This is a genomic window from Acinetobacter sp. YH12156 (assembly GCF_013418235.1).
GTDB classification, from domain to species: domain Bacteria; phylum Pseudomonadota; class Gammaproteobacteria; order Pseudomonadales; family Moraxellaceae; genus Acinetobacter; species Acinetobacter pseudolwoffii.
Genome location: NZ_VPCL01000002.1, coordinates 328,962 through 344,849 on the forward strand (window position 1 = coordinate 328,962; position 15,888 = coordinate 344,849).

The following is a 15,888-nucleotide window of genomic DNA, read 5'->3' on the forward strand; positions in this document are numbered from 1 at the left end:
CGGACATGTTATGCTCAAAAAACAGAACATGAAAATAATGGAAAAGTTTGAGGTGTAATGCTATGACTCACGTTCGACCGCGTATGACACATCTGTTTCAGCAGCTTGGCTTGGATGCCACTCAGGAAGGCATTGAAAAGTTTATTCACGAACATCAACTGCATAAAGATCTGACTTTGCTCGATGCACCGTACTGGTCAGAAGCACAACGTCAGTTTTTAACCGAAAAAATTGCATCTGATGGTTCATGGGCCATTGTGGTGGATCAACTCAATGAATCCCTGCATGAAAACTCAACCAGTGAAGGATGAAATAAAAGCCAATCGAATGATTGGCTTTTTTAGCTTGAAGGCTTTAGTGAGTGCGTCGCCAGATGCTGACTTGTGACAAGCTATGTTGATATTTTCTGGCGGTTTCACGAATAACAAAAGGCACATCCTGGGGCTGGGTCACCAGCTCAAAATGAGCCTTTAATATTTCCGAGATTCCCTCCAGTGTAGTGACCTCTCTGTCTGCCTGCTTGAAGCCGCCCAGCCATTCATCACGTGCAGTATGTTCTTCCAGCCAGGTATAAGGCGAACTGAGCAGTAGAATTCCACCCATATTTATCCGTTGATGGATCTGCATCAAAAAGTCTTTGGGATGATGCAGCCGGTCGATCAGATTTGCCGCCAGAATAAAATCATAGCCACTAAAATGTGCTTTCAGATTACAGGCATCGGCCTGAAAAAATTCCACTTTAGAGGCAAGCTGATCCAAAGCGAAATCCTCAAGCGAGCAGATTTTCTCTTCGCTTAATTCACCTTCTGTGGGGAGCTGATAACGGATTCGGTGACCTTGGGCCAGAAAGACGGCTTGCTGAATAAAGCGTGCAGAAAAATCCAGACCGGTGACCTGATCAAAATAGTGTGCCAGTTCAAAGCTGGCGCGGCCAGTAGCACAGCCAATATCCAGAGCACTTTTACATGCAGTTTCTCGGAAATACGGCTGCGCCAGCTGCACCAATGTTTTGGCAAAATTGGCGATGCCAAAGTATTCGGCGCCGTACTGAAACTCCAGATATTGAGACACCAACTGGTCACTTTCATACTGTGAAGGAAACTGTTGCAAGGCTTGATCAGAGGCGACATAGCGGAAGCCAGCGTGTTGAAAGAAATGCCGTCTAAAAGCATAACGTGAACTGTGCAGGGCTTCATTGCCTGCTGAAATCCAGGAGCCACCTTTAATAATATTATGCCGTCCATCAAAGGTCGGGGTGCTAAAATCATCATAAAGAGGATGCACCTGAAAGCCATGAAACGGATAGATTGGCGTTTCAGTCCATTGCCAGACATTGCCCTGAATATCATAGAAATCGCCCTGCTGAAAATGATCGACCGGGCAGGAACTGGTGCCATATTTCAATTCGATATTGGCCTGTTCAGGACTGGGTAAATCTGGATCCAGGTCTGAAACCGCATACAGGCGATACCATTCATCTTCGGTGGGCAGGCGGATGGTTTTTTCAAGCTGTTGCGATTTCCACTGACAAAAGGCTTTGGCTTCATGATAATTTACTTCTACCGGCCAATCCCAGGGCATGGGGACTTCTTCCAGCATCAGGCGCAGTGACCAGCCGAGTTCAGTCTTGCACCAAAAACACGGATGAGTCGCTTGTGAAAATTGTAGCCAGCCTAAGCCTTCTTCACTCCAGTAGTGTCCGGTCTGGTAGCCATCTGCTTCGACAAAGGCCAGAAACTCCTGATTCGACACCAGATATTTTGCAGCTTCAAAGGCTGCAACTTCGGCTTCATGCTGGCCGTATTCATTGTCCCAGCCATAAAAAGGATGGTTAAAATCTTTCTGTAGATGTATCTGGCCTTCAGGCACAGCAATCAAACTATTTTCCGGGGCAATGCCGGTAATGATATTGGCACGCCACTGCGGATGCTGGTGTACATGTTCTAAAGCATGCTGACGAATCAGCACCGATGACGTTTCCAGATGAATCCGTTCATGCTCGATGCCCATAATCAGCGTCCACCACGGATTGTGCCAGTTTAAGGGCAGATTCAGCGGGGCATGCTCAACAATGTTCAGAATCAGCGCGCGTACCTGATGTCGATAATCCCGGACTGCCTGCACAGTCGGCCAGTCATAATGCACTTCATCCAGATCATCCCAACTCATTTCATCAACCCCGATCGCAAAAATACTTTCAAAATGCGGATTCAGACGTTCAGTAATGAGTTTGCTCAGCAGCAGTTTATTGACAAAAAAAGTCGCGGTATGACCAAAATAAAAAATCAGCGGATGACGCAAATTAATTGGCTTGATAAAAAAAGCATCTTCATGCTTGAGGCATTCAAATAACTGCTCATAGGTATCAAAGGTATTCAGGAAGTAATCACGTAGGCTGTGTCGCGCTGTCTGTTCGTCGGCAAAATCAAGCGCAGGTGTAGGCAACAGCATCGGTTTGGCCGAAAGCCATAGGCTGCTGGCATTTGTTTTATCTTGAGAGAGGGGTTTTAGGGGAGAATCGAGCTGCATCCGTCAGGCTCCATCGAATAATTTTAAGTATTCCTCTGCATCGCAAAAGAATAGATTTATCTTAAAAATACGCGAAAGAAATCCCCAGATGGGTGTATTTAGGTAACAAAATGCTGCACTGTTTTGAATGCAGCATTTTTAGAAATAAATTAAAGAGGCAGGGAACTACTTTGCATAAGTTGAACCAGAGCTTGCGCCGCTTTGGACTGAGTACGACCCGGATGCCAGACCATGCCTAGCCGGCGGTTCATTTCCAGATTGATATCCAGCTGATGCAGATCGTGATTGACCAGAGTTTTTGGCAGCACAGACCAGCCGAGACCAATGGATACCAGCATGCGGATTGATTCCAGCGGATTATTGCTCATGCTGACTTTCGGTTTAATACCCTGTTTTTCAAATTCGGCCAAGGTGATCTGCGAAGTATAGGTCTGTGATGAGGGCAATAGGCTCGGGTAGTCGAGCAAATCTTCCAGACACAGATTTTTTTGCTGCGCCAGCGGATGAAACGGTGCCACCACAAAGACCAGAGGATCATTCCAGATGGTCACGTAATTCAGACGCGCATCACCCCGTGGCGGCAAGGTTAAAAATGCCAGTTCCAGATCGCCAGCAATCACCTGTTCATGCGCCTGCTCGGAATCGACAAAATGCACATCCAGGGTCACGTCCGGATATTCCTGGACATAACGGCGCAAATGACTCGGAAGATGATGCAGGCCAATATGATGACTGGTGCCGATTTTCAATTTCCCCTGTACCTGACCCTGTTCATGGCTCAAGGTATAATGAATATCACCGAGTTCATTCAGCCAGTTTTTCACTTTAGGCAACAGCGAATGCGCGGCATGGGTGGCTTGTACACCACGTCCGGCGGATTCAAACAGTTTGACCCCAAAATATTCTTCCAGACTGTGAATACGTTTGGTGACGGCAGGTTGAGTAATAAAAAGCTGATCTGCGGCCAGAGAAATCGAACCAGTTTCCATGACTTTTACGAAGGCTTCAAAAGCTGCGAGATTCATCTTAATCACCTATAAAGAATTTTTATGTGTAGTTATATTATTGTTATTTTTTAAGAATAAATCAAAGCATAATTCGCTTGCTTCTATTGCATTGCTGCATTACTAAACATTTTCAAAGCCTTGGGATTTAAATAGCGCCAAAAAAAGACCCTCTTGGATGAGATGGTCTTTGGTCAGGAACATCGACAGAAAAGATCAGGCGGTGATGTCCTCATTCTGCTGTTCGATATTGCGCTCCCAAATTTTTTCGTGGAAGAAGAACGCAACTGCCTGTACTGTGGGTTCCAATAAACTTAAGGCAATTGCCATGGCCAAACTGCCAGTCACCAAATAACCGACAATCATCGCCACCGTGATGTGCATAATGTAATAGCTGAAGGTCTTTTTAAACATACGCTGATTATTGTCTACAAAACGTTGGATATGTGCCATGTCGAAGTTCCTCAAAATATAAATCTCTGTCTATGCAGGAATAATAATAATTCTCATTTGATTTGTAAAAACGAATATTTTTAATAAATTGATCGGAAAAGTAGATTTATAGGAATGCAGCGAAAGCATGATTTTATTCAGCTTTTGAAAGATTCCAAAAAGTTTTTTAACTAATAAAAATGATAAATTAGATTTATGTGACAGCAGCGATATAATCAAAATCAGAGCAAGAATTTACCCAGTCCAGTGGAGTACATCGACATGGCAGGCGCAACCCAAACAGCAAAAACATTATATGATAAATTGTGGGATGACCATTTAGTAACACAACGTGATGATGGTTCTGCCTTACTGTACATCGACCGTCACTTATTACATGAAGTAACGTCGCCACAGGCATTTGAAGGTTTACAACTCGCCGGGCGCAAGCCATGGCGTTTAAGCGCAAACATTGCTACACCAGATCATAACGTACCCACCTCGAAAAAAGAGCGTGAACAGGGTGTTGCCGGCATTGAAGATGAAACTTCGCGCATTCAGGTACAAACCTTGGACGACAACTGCAAGACCTTTAATATTGTTGAATTTGATATTAATGATATCCGTCAGGGGATTGCGCATGTGGTTGGGCCTGAGCAAGGTTTAACCTTGCCGGGCATGACCGTGGTCTGTGGTGATTCACATACTGCGACCCATGGTGCTTTCGGTTGTTTGGCGCATGGTATCGGTACTTCAGAAGTTGAACATGTATTGGCGACTCAATGCCTGGTTCAGAAGAAGATGAAAAACATGCTGGTACGCGTTGATGGCAAATTAGGTCAGGGCGTGACGCCAAAAGATGTGGTCTTGGCGATTATCGGCAAGATTGGTACAGCAGGGGGTACTGGTCACGCGATTGAATTTGGCGGTCAGGTGTTCCGTGACATGTCGATCGAAGGTCGTATGACCGTTTGTAATATGGCAATCGAAGCCGGTGCACGCGTAGGTATGGTCGCCGTCGATGACAAAACCATCGAATATGTTAAAGGCCGTCCTTATGCACCGACTGCAGAACAGTGGGATCAGGCCGTAGCGTATTGGAATACCTTACATTCGGATGAAGATGCACACTTTGATACAGTTGTGGTCTTGCAAGGCGAAGAGATCGAGCCGCAAGTGTCTTGGGGAACCTCTCCTGAAATGGTGATTCCAGTGTCTCAGGCAGTACCGACTTTGCAACAAGCCAAAGACGAGGTACAACGCAATGACTGGAACCGTGCTTATCAATATATGGGTTTAAATGCCGGTCAGGCCTTGGCTGAAATTCAATTAGACCGTGTCTTTATTGGCTCATGCACCAACTCGCGTATTGAAGATATTCGTGCTGCGGCTGAAGTGATCAAAGGTCGTAAAGTTGCGGCAAGCATCAAGCAGGCGATGGTGGTTCCAGGTTCGGGTCTGGTCAAGGCCCAGGCAGAAGCTGAAGGCCTGGATAAAGTGTTTGTAGAAGCCGGCTTTGAATGGCGTGAACCAGGTTGTTCAATGTGTCTGGCAATGAATGCTGACAAGTTACAACCGGGCGAGCATTGTGCATCGACGTCTAACCGTAACTTTGAAGGTCGTCAGGGCAATGGCGGTCGTACGCATCTGGTCAGTCCTGCAATGGCAGCCGCCGCGGCAATTGCCGGTCACTTTGTTGACGTGCGTAGTTTCTAAAAATCCCCCTCAGTCCCCCTTTTAGAAAAGGGGGAAGTTCCCCTCTTTAATAAAGAGGGGGTTAGGGGAGATTTAAAGTGATGACATTCTTTAGGAATAAAGACAATGAAAAAATATACCGTTGAACAAGGTATCGTTGCACCATTAGACCGGGCCAATGTCGATACCGATTTAATTATTCCAAAACAGTTTTTGAAATCGATCAAACGTAGTGGTTTTGGTGCGAATTTATTTGATGAATTGCGTTATCTGGATGAAGGCTATTTGGGTCAAGACAACTCAAAACGACCTTTAAACAAGGATTTTGCATTAAACCAACCTCGCTATCAAGGCGCGAGCATTTTGATTTCACGCGCCAACTTTGGTTGTGGTTCAAGCCGTGAACATGCGCCATGGGCATTGGAAGAATACGGTTTCCGTACCGTGATTGCACCAAGCTATGCCGACATTTTCTATAACAACAGCTTTAAGAATGGCATGTTGCCTGTGATTTTGTCTGAAGAGATTGTTGATCAGTTATTCAAAGAATGCTTTGCAACTGAAGGTTATCAACTCACCATCGATTTGGACGCACAAGAAGTACGCACACCAAATGGTGAAAGCTTTCAATTTGAAGTCGATCCATTTCGTAAGCATTGCCTGTTAAATGGTCTGGATGATATTGGTTTAACTTTACAAGCTGCGGATGACATTCGTGCTTATGAGGAAAAAACCAAACAATCACGTCCATGGGTATTTGCCGAAATTCAGGGCTAAATCAGCGAAAATTGTCATAGCATGACTGCGATGCCCTTGCTAATATCGGAAGATTATTGGGTTTTTTGATTGGGTAAGACAGACATTATGGCGAATTATTGGAAACAGTGGCTTGCTTTAAGTACGGTGTCGGTGCTGATGACTGCATGTCAAAGCATCGATACCATGAAGCTCAAACATGCCAAAGAAAATGCCGAAAGCAAAAACAATGCGTTGATTTACTGTAAAGGAACATCGGATTGCCAGTTCGAGCGCTTAAACCAGACCATCATTGTCAATAACGACAATGGCCGCCTCAGTAATGAGGCGCGAAAGCAAAAACTGGTACGTTTGCAGGCTAAGAATTTGAATCAGGCCAATCCGATTTACTTGTCAGTACCCGCAGGACAGCATGAATTAGTCGTCCGTTTTTATCCAATCAGTAAGGATAAAGCGGAAATTTTACATGTGTTTCATCGCTTTCAGGCCAACAAAACTTATACCTTGAAAATGTTCCGCGACCGTAGTGCGCGTAGCAGCAGTTTATTAAATGCCTCTGCACCTGATCCGCTTTGCGTGGATTTATTGCAAGAGCAAAAAACCATTCGTCGTTTTTGCAAACCTTATAATGTGGTCAACGGCATTGCAGAGTTTGTAGAAAAGAAAATTTAACCTTTGTCAGGTCTGAATCTGACGCTTTAAACGGAAAATCTCATGTCTAAACAAATTTTGATTTTAGCTGGTGATGGCATCGGTCCTGAAATTGTCAAAGCGGCAGAGCAGGTACTGGATCGTGTAAATGAAAAATTTAATCTCGATTTGACATGGGAACAGGGTTTACTCGGTGGTGCGGCAATTGATGCCCACGGTTCACCATATCCTGAAGTGACCTCAGAACAGGCCAAAAAAGCCGATGCAATTTTATTGGGCGCCGTCGGCGGGCCAAAATGGGATACGATCGAGCGCTCAATCCGTCCGGAACGCGGTTTATTAAAATTACGTAGCGAACTCAACCTGTTTGCCAACTTGCGCCCAGCGATTCTCTATCCACAATTGGCTGATGCTTCAAGTCTGAAACCTGAAATCGTGGCAGGTCTGGATATCCTGATCGTGCGTGAATTGACGGGTGGTATTTATTTTGGTCAGCCACGTGGGATCCGTGAACTGGAAAATGGCGAGAAGCAAGGTTATAACACGGATGTGTATTCAGAATCTGAAATCAAACGCATTGCCAAAGTTGCCTTTGAAATGGCGAAGCTGCGCGGTGCCAAGGTCTGTTCAGTGGATAAAGCCAACGTACTTGAAGTCACTGAGTTGTGGAAACAAACCGTTACTGCGTTGAAAGAAGAACAGTATCCAGAAATTAACTTGTCACATATGTATGTCGACAATGCTGCGATGCAACTGGTGCGCGCGCCAAAACAGTTTGATGTGATTGTCACATCTAACCTGTTCGGTGATATCTTGTCTGACGAAGCAGCGATGCTTACCGGTTCAATCGGCATGTTGCCATCAGCCTCGCTAGATGAAAATGCTAAAGGCATGTATGAGCCTTGTCATGGTTCAGCCCCTGATATTGCGGGTCAAAACCTGGCGAACCCATTGGCCACAATTTTGTCTGTTGCGATGATGCTACGCTACACCTTCCGTGAAGAAGCTGCGGCCAAAGCGATTGAAGATGCCGTAGGCAATGTTTTGGATCAAGGCTTGCGTACAGCAGATATTATGTCTGAAGGCATGCAGAAAGTCGGTACAGTTGAAATGGGTCAGGCAGTGGTTGCTGCATTAAACTAAGTTTGTTTCGATTTAAAAACTGATTAAAAAACGCAGCCTTGAGCTGCGTTTTTTTATGTCAGATTTCTCGTATCTAGCTCAGGTTAGCAGGTTCGACCTGTAGTACGAACTGCGGTTGCAATATTATCTTTGAGTAAGAAGGTGATCTTACATTGCAGATTGACGTCATAGCCACCTGAAGGACTCACAGGAACCGGAATAGGTACAGCACCGCCTGCTGCCGGAAACTGTGCTACAGGCAAAGGAATTGCAACAGGGCGCTGTACCACATAGCTTAATTGCTGGGCACTGAGTTCAGGCCCACTGACCTGCTGATAACCTAAACGTTTTAGATCTAGAGTTTGATCGATCAGCTGGCTACTTTGTCCAATAAACTGCTGCAAATAGGCTTCGCGGTCAGATTGGCCCATATTGGGGGAATGTGCACAGCCCGCTATTAAAACACTGGCCAAAATACCGAGCGATAGTTGGAGATAGGAAAATCGCATCATTTCACTCCTGCACAGGAACGACTCATCAATAGTGTAGGCAGGAAGTGTGATTAGTATTGTTGTAATTTGACACGCGGTACAGATGGGAGCGAGAGCTAACTCAACATCAATCCATCAAAGAAATTGGACTACAGGATGACAGCTTAGCAAGCCCTGCCGGTATAGTGAACGGATTGGACAATTTCATCTTTCAGCTCAAACCGGATTTGGCATTTCATCTCGATGTTATAACCGCCATTTGAGGGCGTAGGCATTGGTGCACCGATCGAGATACTCTGACTAATATTCGGTGTGCCCATCGGAATATTCATATCCCGAAAAATAGTATAGCTGAGAAACTCTGCTGTCTGAATCGGTTGCTGGGCGGTTTTAAATCCCATTGCACTCAGATCAAGCTGGCTGCGAACCTGTGCGGCAGTTTGACCGACATAGTGTTGTAGCGACTGATTTAGGTGATGTTTGCCGCCTGTGGCACAGGCGACGAGGATTAAGCTGCACAGCAGGACTAAGCACTTCATATTCATGGTTTTTAGACATGTTATTTTAATTAAATGAATAGTCGTGAGTTTATAGTTCAGTGTCAAATTATTTTATTGTTCAATAAAAAATTAAAGCAATAAAAAATTAAAGCAATAAAAAAGCCACTAAAAGTGGCTTTTGCTTGCGCTAAAACTTAGCGTGCACGATAGGTGATACGACCTTTGGTCAAATCATAAGGTGTCATTTCAACCTTTACACTGTCGCCAGTTAAAATACGGATATAGTGTTTACGCATTTTACCAGAGATGTGGGCAATCACTTCGTGACCGTTCTCTAAACGTACACGGAACATAGTATTAGGAAGCGTCTCGGTGACAACGCCTTCGAACTCGATGAGTTCCTCTTTATTGGCCATAGCCTACCTGAATGAATAAATTGGAAAGGCGCAAATTATAGTCAATTTTTTTGCAAAATACAAGGTGAAACGGGCGTTAGACTGATCATCTGTCAGTAAAATAAGCGAACGATCAGGATAAACTTTTTAACTAAAAAATGTCGGTTTCTGTTGTCAGTTTGGTCAATCGCAGTTAATCTAAAATTAATCTTTTTAAGTATAAATGAAGTACATACAAGGAAGGCTTTTGAGTGAGTCAGCTAACGGATGCATCAGTCGTATTGCGTTTGGGCTATCAGGCGATTCGTCGTGCGGGTTTGCCGACAGAAGAACTTTTGACCAAAGCAGGAGTTGCTTTAAATCAGGTCGAGGCCAATGACCGTACGCCGCTGAGTGCCCAGTATGCCTTTTGGGTGGCAGCTGAAGAAGTCAGTAAGGACCCGGATATTGGTTTGCATCTGGGCGAACATTTACCACTGTATCGTGGTCAGGTGATTGAACACCTGTTTGTTTCATCTGAAAATTTTGGTGAGGGACTGAAACGTGCCTTGGCCTATCAACGACTGATCAGCGATGCCTTTGCTGCCAAGTTGGTGATCGAAGATGATCGCTGCTATTTAACCAATGGCGAGCAGCCTTTTGCTGAAAGTCTGGTCAATCGTCATTTTACCGAGTGTGCCATGTCGGGTGTACTGCGTTTCTTTAAATTTATTACCGAAGGACGTTTTGAACCGATTTATATCGATTTTAATTTTTCCAAAGGTGCTCCTGACGAGGAATATTTCCGGGTTTATGAGTGTCCGGTCAGCTTAGGTCAAAAAGAAACCCGACTTTATTTCGATCCAAGTATTTTAGAGTTTCCGCTGTGGCAGGCTGAACCAGAGCTTTTACAATTACATGAGCAGCTTGCAATTGAAAAACTGCAGGAACTGGCGCGTTATGATCTGGTCGGTGAAGTTCGTCGTGCGATTGGCTCTACTTTGGAAAGTGGCGAAACCACACTGGAAACTGTAGCTGCACAGCTAAACATCACGCCACGCCGCCTAAGAACACAACTGAGTGAAGCACATACCAGCTTTCAACAGATTCTGTCGGATTATCGCTGTCGTCTGGCCAAGCGTTTGCTGGCGAGTACCACTGAAAGTGTTGAAAGAATTGTCTATCTGACCGGATTCTCGGAACCAAGTACGTTTTATCGTGCCTTTAAACGCTGGACCAATGAAACGCCAGTGGAATATCGGAAACGCAAGCAGCGTTAAAAATCCCTCCTAACCTCCCTTTAAAAAGGGAGGAATTCTCCTCCTTTCAGAAGGAGTTAGGGGAGGTAAATATTCTAAAAAATTTAAAAATTATTCCGGCAGATTCAGCCAATGTGGCCCCAACGGTAATTTAGGCAATTCAAACTGCTCCGGATAGTCGGCATGAATAAAATATAAACCATCGGCAGGCGCAGTCACGCCAGCAGCTTTGCGGTCTTCGGCCGCGAAAATACTATCAATATGATCGGCAGCATACATGCCCTGACCAATTTCCAGTAGGCAGCCCATGATATTACGCACCATATGATGCAGAAAGCCATCGGCCTGAATATCCAGTACCAGATATTGACCATGCTGAATCAGACGGCAGTGGCTGACATGGCGCACCGGTTGATTGGATTGGCAAGCTGCAGCACGGAAGCTTTCAAAATTATGTGTACCTTCAAACTTTTTCGCAGCCAGCATCATCTGTTCAATATCGAGTGGAGCATAGACATGTGTGACCTGTTTATGCAGCAAGGCAGGTCGCACAGGATGGTTGTAGACCACATAGCGGTAGCGACGCGCCTGTGCCTTAAAACGGGCATGGAAGCTGTGATCCATTTCTTTGATCCACTGAATCGAAATGTCTTTAGGGAGTTGGCTATTGCAGCCCATTAGCCAGCCACGTTCAGAACGCACGGCATCCGTATCAAAATGCGCCACCATATTGGTCGCATGTACCCCCGCATCGGTACGGCCGGCACCATGCAAGAGAATCGGTTGATCGGCAACTTTGTTCAGGACCTTTTCAATGGTTTCCTGTACGCTTGCAACTCCCGGCTGTTGAGTCTGCCATCCCCGATAATGCATCCCACAAAACTCAATTCCCACCGCAAAACGCTGCATAATGACCTCAAAACCTTATTGATCGTACCAATGACGATGCCATTGCTCTACAGTGTCGTATTGTAAATACATTTTCAGGGCTTTTGCATACAGATCAGCATGTCCATAACTTTCATTCAGCAAAATTTTGCAGTGATTCACCCATTCAGCAATGGCATAGCGCTGATCCGTCGCACCAAAAGGCACTTGGGTGGTTAATACGCAAATACAGCCCTGCTCATACAGTTGATCAATGAGAGCAATCATGGCGTCATTGACCGCCAGGTTGCCAGTGCCAAAACCTTGCAGAAATAAAAAATGTGGTGGTCGAGCCAAGAGGTTGTTCAGGTTATTCAGCTGCGGGGTCAGATCAACCGGCTGCATCATGATGCTCATGCAGTTAAACCCAGCCGCTTTTGCAATATCTTCAGCTTCGATTTGATAACATTGTTGACTGGTTTGGATTGCAATATTGGCCTCAAGACCTGAGAAGGCATTTAACTCGGTGGTATGCTGTTTGAGTGCCGTCTGGGCATGTATCAGTTGATGATGAAAAGCCAGATAGACCCCTGCGGTACACATGCTGACAGAATCTAGGGCGAATCTCAGATTATCCAGCGCATCACTAAATTCGCGCTGCTCATTGCCCTGAGCATTCAGCAGCGGATATTGACTACCAGTCAGTACCACATGTGCCGAGTTGCCGAGAAAATGTGCCAGGACTGCACTGGCATAACTCAGCGTATCTGTACCGTGAATAATCACAAAATATTGGATCTTTCGAGATTGCAGTTCTTGAATAAACTGCACCAATTGCAGCCAGTCCGCGGCTGTACAGGCACTACTGTCTTTAATGGTTGGTGCGCGGTGGCATTCAACGAAATATTGGTCTGCAAGTATCTGTTCGAGCTTGGGAATAAATAAATCCGCAGACATCGGGGCAAGTGGATCGCCGACACAGCCGAATGTGCCACCCATATAAATTAATGCAATATTTTTCATCATAAAAAAAGCAGCCAACCCTTGACTGCTTTAGTGTAAATCGAAATGCATCAAGATGCGATTTGATTCAGTAATTGCTCTGCGCGTTGCTGTTGCTCGGCCGTATATTCAGCTTCTCGCTCTGCAATGATCTCACGTGCGGCAACATAGGCACCGAGCTGAATATATTGCTGCGCAAGATCCAGACTCAGACTGGCCTCATTGATGTCCAGTAATTCCGGGAAAGATTGTACCAGTGGATCATGCTGGTCTGTTGCTGTTTGAACTGGTGTAGCAGGAATGTCGAAAGTAACACCTGTTGCAGCAGGTTTAGTTTCTGTATGATCTAATTTAAAGTCTAAGCCTGATGAAAGGTCTGTCTGTGTCGCAGATTCACTCACAGGTGCAGCAGCAGAAAGACTAGACAGATCAAACTCAATTGCTGGTTCTGAGGTTTTTTCGGCGACAGGCGCTGGAGTTTCTATAGAAAATGAGAAATCCAGAGGTGTAATTTCTTCAGTGGTGGTTGGTAACTGTTCATTATTGACCTCTAATTTGAGATCGAAATTAGGAATTTGGCTCTTGCCAATCTGGGTATTAAAATCTGTTTCTGGACTATTCGGTGTGATAGAAGAAACAACCTCTGGTGTTGCTGTCTCAACTTTAAGAGATTCAAAGTCAAACTGAACTTCATTGCTAGCTTTTGATGCTGGCTCAGTAGGGGTGTCTTTAGTAAAGCTACTCGTAGAATTGAAATCAAAGCTATTGCTCTCTTCGAGACTCGTCTTTTTCTCTATTGGAGATGCAGATCGAGTGCCAGGTGTAAAATTGAACTCAAGAGGCGCCTGTTCTTCTTTTACCGGTGTAATTTCTTGCTGTAACTGCTCAAAGATCAAATCAGATTTTGTATCTTCAGAGCGTACAGACTGTGTCAGAGCATCAAAATCAGTTGTATCAGATGTAGGGGTTGCAGGTAGAGAGGCTTGCTTGGTCTCAGTCTCTTTTATCTTTTCGTAAACAGTTCTCTTCTCTTCAGCCTGAGCGAGTATATCGTCAATACTCAGCGCCCGAATATGATTGATCAGCTGTGTAATGGCAAAATCATCTTTTTGTAAGATATGAATATCTAATAGCAAAAGATAGAGCTCATGCTGGGAATTGTCGCGATTCAGTGCCTGGTTAATCTGGGCCTCAGCCGCGAAGAAATTACGTTCCTGAATCAGGCCTTCAATTTTTTTACGCGTTTCTGCGGATAATGGCGCTGCTGATTTTTTTGCGACCCCGACTGGCTCAACTACTTTGGTTTTTTGTGGGGCAGTTTTTGAAGCAGAGCCAGGTTTTTTCGCTTTTACAGTTTTAGTTTTTGCTTTATCTGATTCTTGAGCATCTTGTCGTTTTTTGACGACAATTAATACGATGATCAATATCACTAATGGAATCACATAAATCAGCATGTTTTACCCCTTGAGGATAGAGTGTATTCAATGTTCACTCATCCCAATAAATCGTCATGTGTAACTTTTAATTAACTGGCTTCTTATCTGCTTGTTGGGCTTTAAGCTGTTGTTGCAGCTGGGCCAGACGCGCATTTAATAATTGAATTCTGTGATCCTTCTGATTGAGTGCCAATTCTAATTCGGTTACGTTTCTCTGTAATTTAACGGTTTTTTCTCGGGCTGTCATAACTTTTAATGACAATTCCTTCGATGTTTGATTGTGTTCTGTGTTCTGGTTTGCAGAAAGCTGTCCGGAATCGTGCTGGTTCTCAGCAACCAGACTCATTTCAGCCTGATTCAGACGGTATTTAGTTTTGGTAGCAGGCTGAGAAGGTGCCTGTGTCTGCTTGGCGGCGGTGACTTTGATCGGAGCAGTTACAGTACTCATCATAGCTAAATTCAGTGCTGCACCTTTACGTAAACGATTGGCATTTCCTCCGATAAAGGCATGTTCATTGTTTTGCTTGATTTGCTGCATCACTTCATTAACCGGACGTTGCTGTTCTGCTGCAATTCGTGATGCGATTCCCCACAGCGACTCATTGGACTGAACCATATAAGTCGGTTGAGCTTGGGCTGAGGCACTCTTGGCTGGTGTAACTTTTGTTGTAATTGGAGCTGGGGTCTGTACAGGAGGAGTTGAGCCAGCCGATTTTCTGGCCTGTTCCTCGGCAAATTTCTTGACCAATGGATCGCTGGAAGCGCTTTGATGTTCAGAACCAGTCTCAGCCGGTTTTTGCATAGATACTTTATTTTGCTCTGGAGAAATATGATCTGCTGATAACTTGCTCGCTGGCGTATTTGCAGATACAGACTGTGCCGGCGTTGGTTTTACTGTAGCAACAGGCGGGGAGGGAATCGGCTGCGAAGTATGATGTGTTGAATCTGAAGTGGCCGATGCTGGAGTTTTAACCGTAGTTTGAGTATTGGCAGCAGTTACAGACTCGCTTTTAATTGTAGGAGCGATAGATTGCGCCGGAATCGATGGTGCTGCTGGCGCGAGTGTAGCTTGAGGAATTGAACTGCTAGACAATGTCGGCGGACTAACATGTTGCACAGCCAGCGGCTTTTCTAAAACCGGTTGCTTATTTGAAGTGGCTGGAGAGCTGTTATAATGGGTAGTCACTGGCAGGTTTAAAGCAATATCTTTTTCACTGACCATGACAACTGGCGTAAGTGGGCGTTCATTCTGTTTTAGACTGGCTTTTAATAAATCGGTTTTCGCTTGCAAAGGCGTGCGGATATGTTGCAAACGTGCAGCATTGCCTTCCTTAATTTTGACAATGATATTCAGTTCCCGATCGGTTATTGGTCGAGACGATGTAATGGTAATGACTCCGGTGCCATTAGTGCTACGCCGGGTGAAAAAGTTCAGATGACCAGGCGGTTGATGTGATGCACCCATCGAGATTAAATCTTCAGGCGAAGCCAGACTCACCTCAATCGGTAAATTCATATCAGATTGTCGAAAGGTCATTTCAGCATAGAGTAACTCTCCAGGCGCAGACTGGATCTGAACCGGATCTACGTTAATCGCATAAATATTCTGTGAAGCAACAATGGCTAAAATGGCAAGCTTTAATTTGTTATATACAGTCATCTTAATTGTGAGCTCAGTCATTATCGCATAGCGAAAATTATAGATTAACGGGATGTTTCTTTTTTGTAAAATACTTACGCAATAGTTACATAAAAAAGCCGATCAATAAA

General features: G+C 44.8%; 16 protein-coding genes. 6 read left to right on the top strand and 10 right to left on the bottom strand.

The features are described 5' to 3' along the window. Nucleotides 1–62: 62 nt before the first annotated feature. Nucleotides 63–311, top strand: coding sequence for a DUF2789 family protein (locus FTU87_RS04505; protein ID WP_005095458.1), 249 nt, complete (start codon nucleotides 63–65; stop codon nucleotides 309–311). A gap of 43 nt (nucleotides 312–354) precedes the next feature. Here FTU87_RS04505 and ovoA read toward each other — a convergent pair whose 3' ends face one another. From ovoA to FTU87_RS04520, 3 genes are all read right to left on the bottom strand, one after another. Further along, on the bottom strand, nucleotides 355–2,529 hold the full coding sequence (ovoA, locus tag FTU87_RS04510; RefSeq protein ID WP_180096731.1) for a 5-histidylcysteine sulfoxide synthase: 2,175 nt from the start codon (nucleotides 2,527–2,529) through the stop codon (nucleotides 355–357). Between the two features lie 149 nt (nucleotides 2,530–2,678). Beyond that, the gene (locus FTU87_RS04515; protein WP_180096732.1) at nucleotides 2,679–3,554 is read right to left on the bottom strand and encodes a LysR family transcriptional regulator; all 876 of its coding nucleotides are present in this window, start codon (nucleotides 3,552–3,554) and stop codon (nucleotides 2,679–2,681) included. Nucleotides 3,555–3,749: 195 nt separating this feature from the next. Beyond that, the gene (locus tag FTU87_RS04520; RefSeq protein WP_005172852.1) at nucleotides 3,750–3,986 is read right to left on the bottom strand and encodes a DUF2061 domain-containing protein; all 237 of its coding nucleotides are present in this window, start codon (nucleotides 3,984–3,986) and stop codon (nucleotides 3,750–3,752) included. Nucleotides 3,987–4,247: 261 nt separating this feature from the next. Here FTU87_RS04520 and leuC point away from each other — a divergent pair, with 261 nt between their 5' ends. The 4 genes from leuC to leuB all read left to right on the top strand — a co-directional run bounded on the left by leuC (nucleotide 4,248) and on the right by leuB (nucleotide 8,210). Further along, nucleotides 4,248–5,681, top strand: coding sequence for a 3-isopropylmalate dehydratase large subunit (leuC, locus tag FTU87_RS04525; RefSeq protein WP_180096733.1), 1,434 nt, complete (start codon nucleotides 4,248–4,250; stop codon nucleotides 5,679–5,681). Between the two features lie 105 nt (nucleotides 5,682–5,786). After that, on the top strand, nucleotides 5,787–6,437 hold the full coding sequence (gene leuD, locus FTU87_RS04530) for a 3-isopropylmalate dehydratase small subunit (RefSeq protein WP_005172848.1): 651 nt from the start codon (nucleotides 5,787–5,789) through the stop codon (nucleotides 6,435–6,437). An 87-nt stretch (nucleotides 6,438–6,524) separates the two neighbouring features. Continuing rightward, on the top strand, nucleotides 6,525–7,088 hold the full coding sequence (locus FTU87_RS04535; RefSeq protein ID WP_005095471.1) for a hypothetical protein: 564 nt from the start codon (nucleotides 6,525–6,527) through the stop codon (nucleotides 7,086–7,088). Nucleotides 7,089–7,130: 42 nt separating this feature from the next. Further along, the gene (gene leuB, locus FTU87_RS04540) at nucleotides 7,131–8,210 is read left to right on the top strand and encodes a 3-isopropylmalate dehydrogenase (protein WP_005095472.1); all 1,080 of its coding nucleotides are present in this window, start codon (nucleotides 7,131–7,133) and stop codon (nucleotides 8,208–8,210) included. Nucleotides 8,211–8,293: 83 nt separating this feature from the next. Here the strand turns inward: leuB and FTU87_RS04545 are convergent, their stop codons facing one another. From FTU87_RS04545 to infA, 3 genes are all read right to left on the bottom strand, one after another. Beyond that, entirely contained in the window at nucleotides 8,294–8,698 is a 405-nt protein-coding gene (locus tag FTU87_RS04545; protein WP_005095474.1) for a hypothetical protein, read from the bottom strand. A 146-nt stretch (nucleotides 8,699–8,844) separates the two neighbouring features. Next, nucleotides 8,845–9,225, bottom strand: coding sequence for a hypothetical protein (locus FTU87_RS04550; protein WP_180096734.1), 381 nt, complete (start codon nucleotides 9,223–9,225; stop codon nucleotides 8,845–8,847). 149 nt (nucleotides 9,226–9,374) lie between these two features. After that, nucleotides 9,375–9,596 carry a translation initiation factor IF-1 gene (gene infA / locus FTU87_RS04555; RefSeq protein ID WP_001284370.1) on the bottom strand — a complete coding sequence of 74 codons (222 nt, stop codon included), beginning with the start codon at nucleotides 9,594–9,596 and terminating at the stop codon, nucleotides 9,375–9,377. A gap of 230 nt (nucleotides 9,597–9,826) precedes the next feature. Between infA and FTU87_RS04560 the strand changes: the two genes are divergently transcribed. Beyond that, a complete protein-coding gene (locus FTU87_RS04560; protein ID WP_005172840.1) occupies nucleotides 9,827–10,834 on the top strand; it encodes an AraC family transcriptional regulator in 1,008 nt (335 codons plus the stop codon). A 90-nt stretch (nucleotides 10,835–10,924) separates the two neighbouring features. Here the strand turns inward: FTU87_RS04560 and truA are convergent, their stop codons facing one another. The 4 genes from truA to FTU87_RS04580 all read right to left on the bottom strand — a co-directional run bounded on the left by truA (nucleotide 10,925) and on the right by FTU87_RS04580 (nucleotide 15,799). Beyond that, a complete protein-coding gene (truA, locus tag FTU87_RS04565) occupies nucleotides 10,925–11,722 on the bottom strand; it encodes a tRNA pseudouridine(38-40) synthase TruA (RefSeq protein ID WP_180096735.1) in 798 nt (265 codons plus the stop codon). 15 nt (nucleotides 11,723–11,737) lie between these two features. Next, on the bottom strand, nucleotides 11,738–12,706 hold the full coding sequence (locus tag FTU87_RS04570) for an asparaginase domain-containing protein (RefSeq protein WP_180096736.1): 969 nt from the start codon (nucleotides 12,704–12,706) through the stop codon (nucleotides 11,738–11,740). 47 nt (nucleotides 12,707–12,753) lie between these two features. Beyond that, nucleotides 12,754–14,136: a fimbrial protein FimV gene (locus FTU87_RS04575; protein WP_180096737.1), complete on the bottom strand. Its 1,383-nt coding sequence runs from the start codon at nucleotides 14,134–14,136 to the stop codon at nucleotides 12,754–12,756. Nucleotides 14,137–14,203: 67 nt separating this feature from the next. After that, the gene (locus FTU87_RS04580) at nucleotides 14,204–15,799 is read right to left on the bottom strand and encodes a hypothetical protein (RefSeq protein ID WP_180096738.1); all 1,596 of its coding nucleotides are present in this window, start codon (nucleotides 15,797–15,799) and stop codon (nucleotides 14,204–14,206) included. Nucleotides 15,800–15,888 lie beyond the last annotated feature (89 nt).

Excerpts from the sequence above, each read along its gene's own strand:
- FTU87_RS04505 (WP_005095458.1), top strand. The coding sequence starts at position 63 with ATGACTCACGTTCGACCGCGTATGACACATCTGTTTCAGCAGCTTGGC.
- ovoA (WP_180096731.1), bottom strand. The coding sequence starts at position 2,529 with ATGCAGCTCGATTCTCCCCTAAAACCCCTCTCTCAAGATAAAACAAAT.
- FTU87_RS04515 (WP_180096732.1), bottom strand. The coding sequence starts at position 3,554 with ATGAATCTCGCAGCTTTTGAAGCCTTCGTAAAAGTCATGGAAACTGGT.
- FTU87_RS04520 (WP_005172852.1), bottom strand. The coding sequence starts at position 3,986 with ATGGCACATATCCAACGTTTTGTAGACAATAATCAGCGTATGTTTAAA.
- leuC (WP_180096733.1), top strand. The coding sequence starts at position 4,248 with ATGGCAGGCGCAACCCAAACAGCAAAAACATTATATGATAAATTGTGG.
- leuD (WP_005172848.1), top strand. The coding sequence starts at position 5,787 with ATGAAAAAATATACCGTTGAACAAGGTATCGTTGCACCATTAGACCGG.
- FTU87_RS04535 (WP_005095471.1), top strand. The coding sequence starts at position 6,525 with ATGGCGAATTATTGGAAACAGTGGCTTGCTTTAAGTACGGTGTCGGTG.
- leuB (WP_005095472.1), top strand. The coding sequence starts at position 7,131 with ATGTCTAAACAAATTTTGATTTTAGCTGGTGATGGCATCGGTCCTGAA.
- FTU87_RS04545 (WP_005095474.1), bottom strand. The coding sequence starts at position 8,698 with ATGCGATTTTCCTATCTCCAACTATCGCTCGGTATTTTGGCCAGTGTT.
- FTU87_RS04550 (WP_180096734.1), bottom strand. The coding sequence starts at position 9,225 with ATGAATATGAAGTGCTTAGTCCTGCTGTGCAGCTTAATCCTCGTCGCC.
- infA (WP_001284370.1), bottom strand. The coding sequence starts at position 9,596 with ATGGCCAATAAAGAGGAACTCATCGAGTTCGAAGGCGTTGTCACCGAG.
- truA (WP_180096735.1), bottom strand. The coding sequence starts at position 11,722 with ATGCAGCGTTTTGCGGTGGGAATTGAGTTTTGTGGGATGCATTATCGG.
- FTU87_RS04570 (WP_180096736.1), bottom strand. The coding sequence starts at position 12,706 with ATGATGAAAAATATTGCATTAATTTATATGGGTGGCACATTCGGCTGT.
- FTU87_RS04575 (WP_180096737.1), bottom strand. The coding sequence starts at position 14,136 with ATGCTGATTTATGTGATTCCATTAGTGATATTGATCATCGTATTAATT.
- FTU87_RS04580 (WP_180096738.1), bottom strand. The coding sequence starts at position 15,799 with ATGACTGAGCTCACAATTAAGATGACTGTATATAACAAATTAAAGCTT.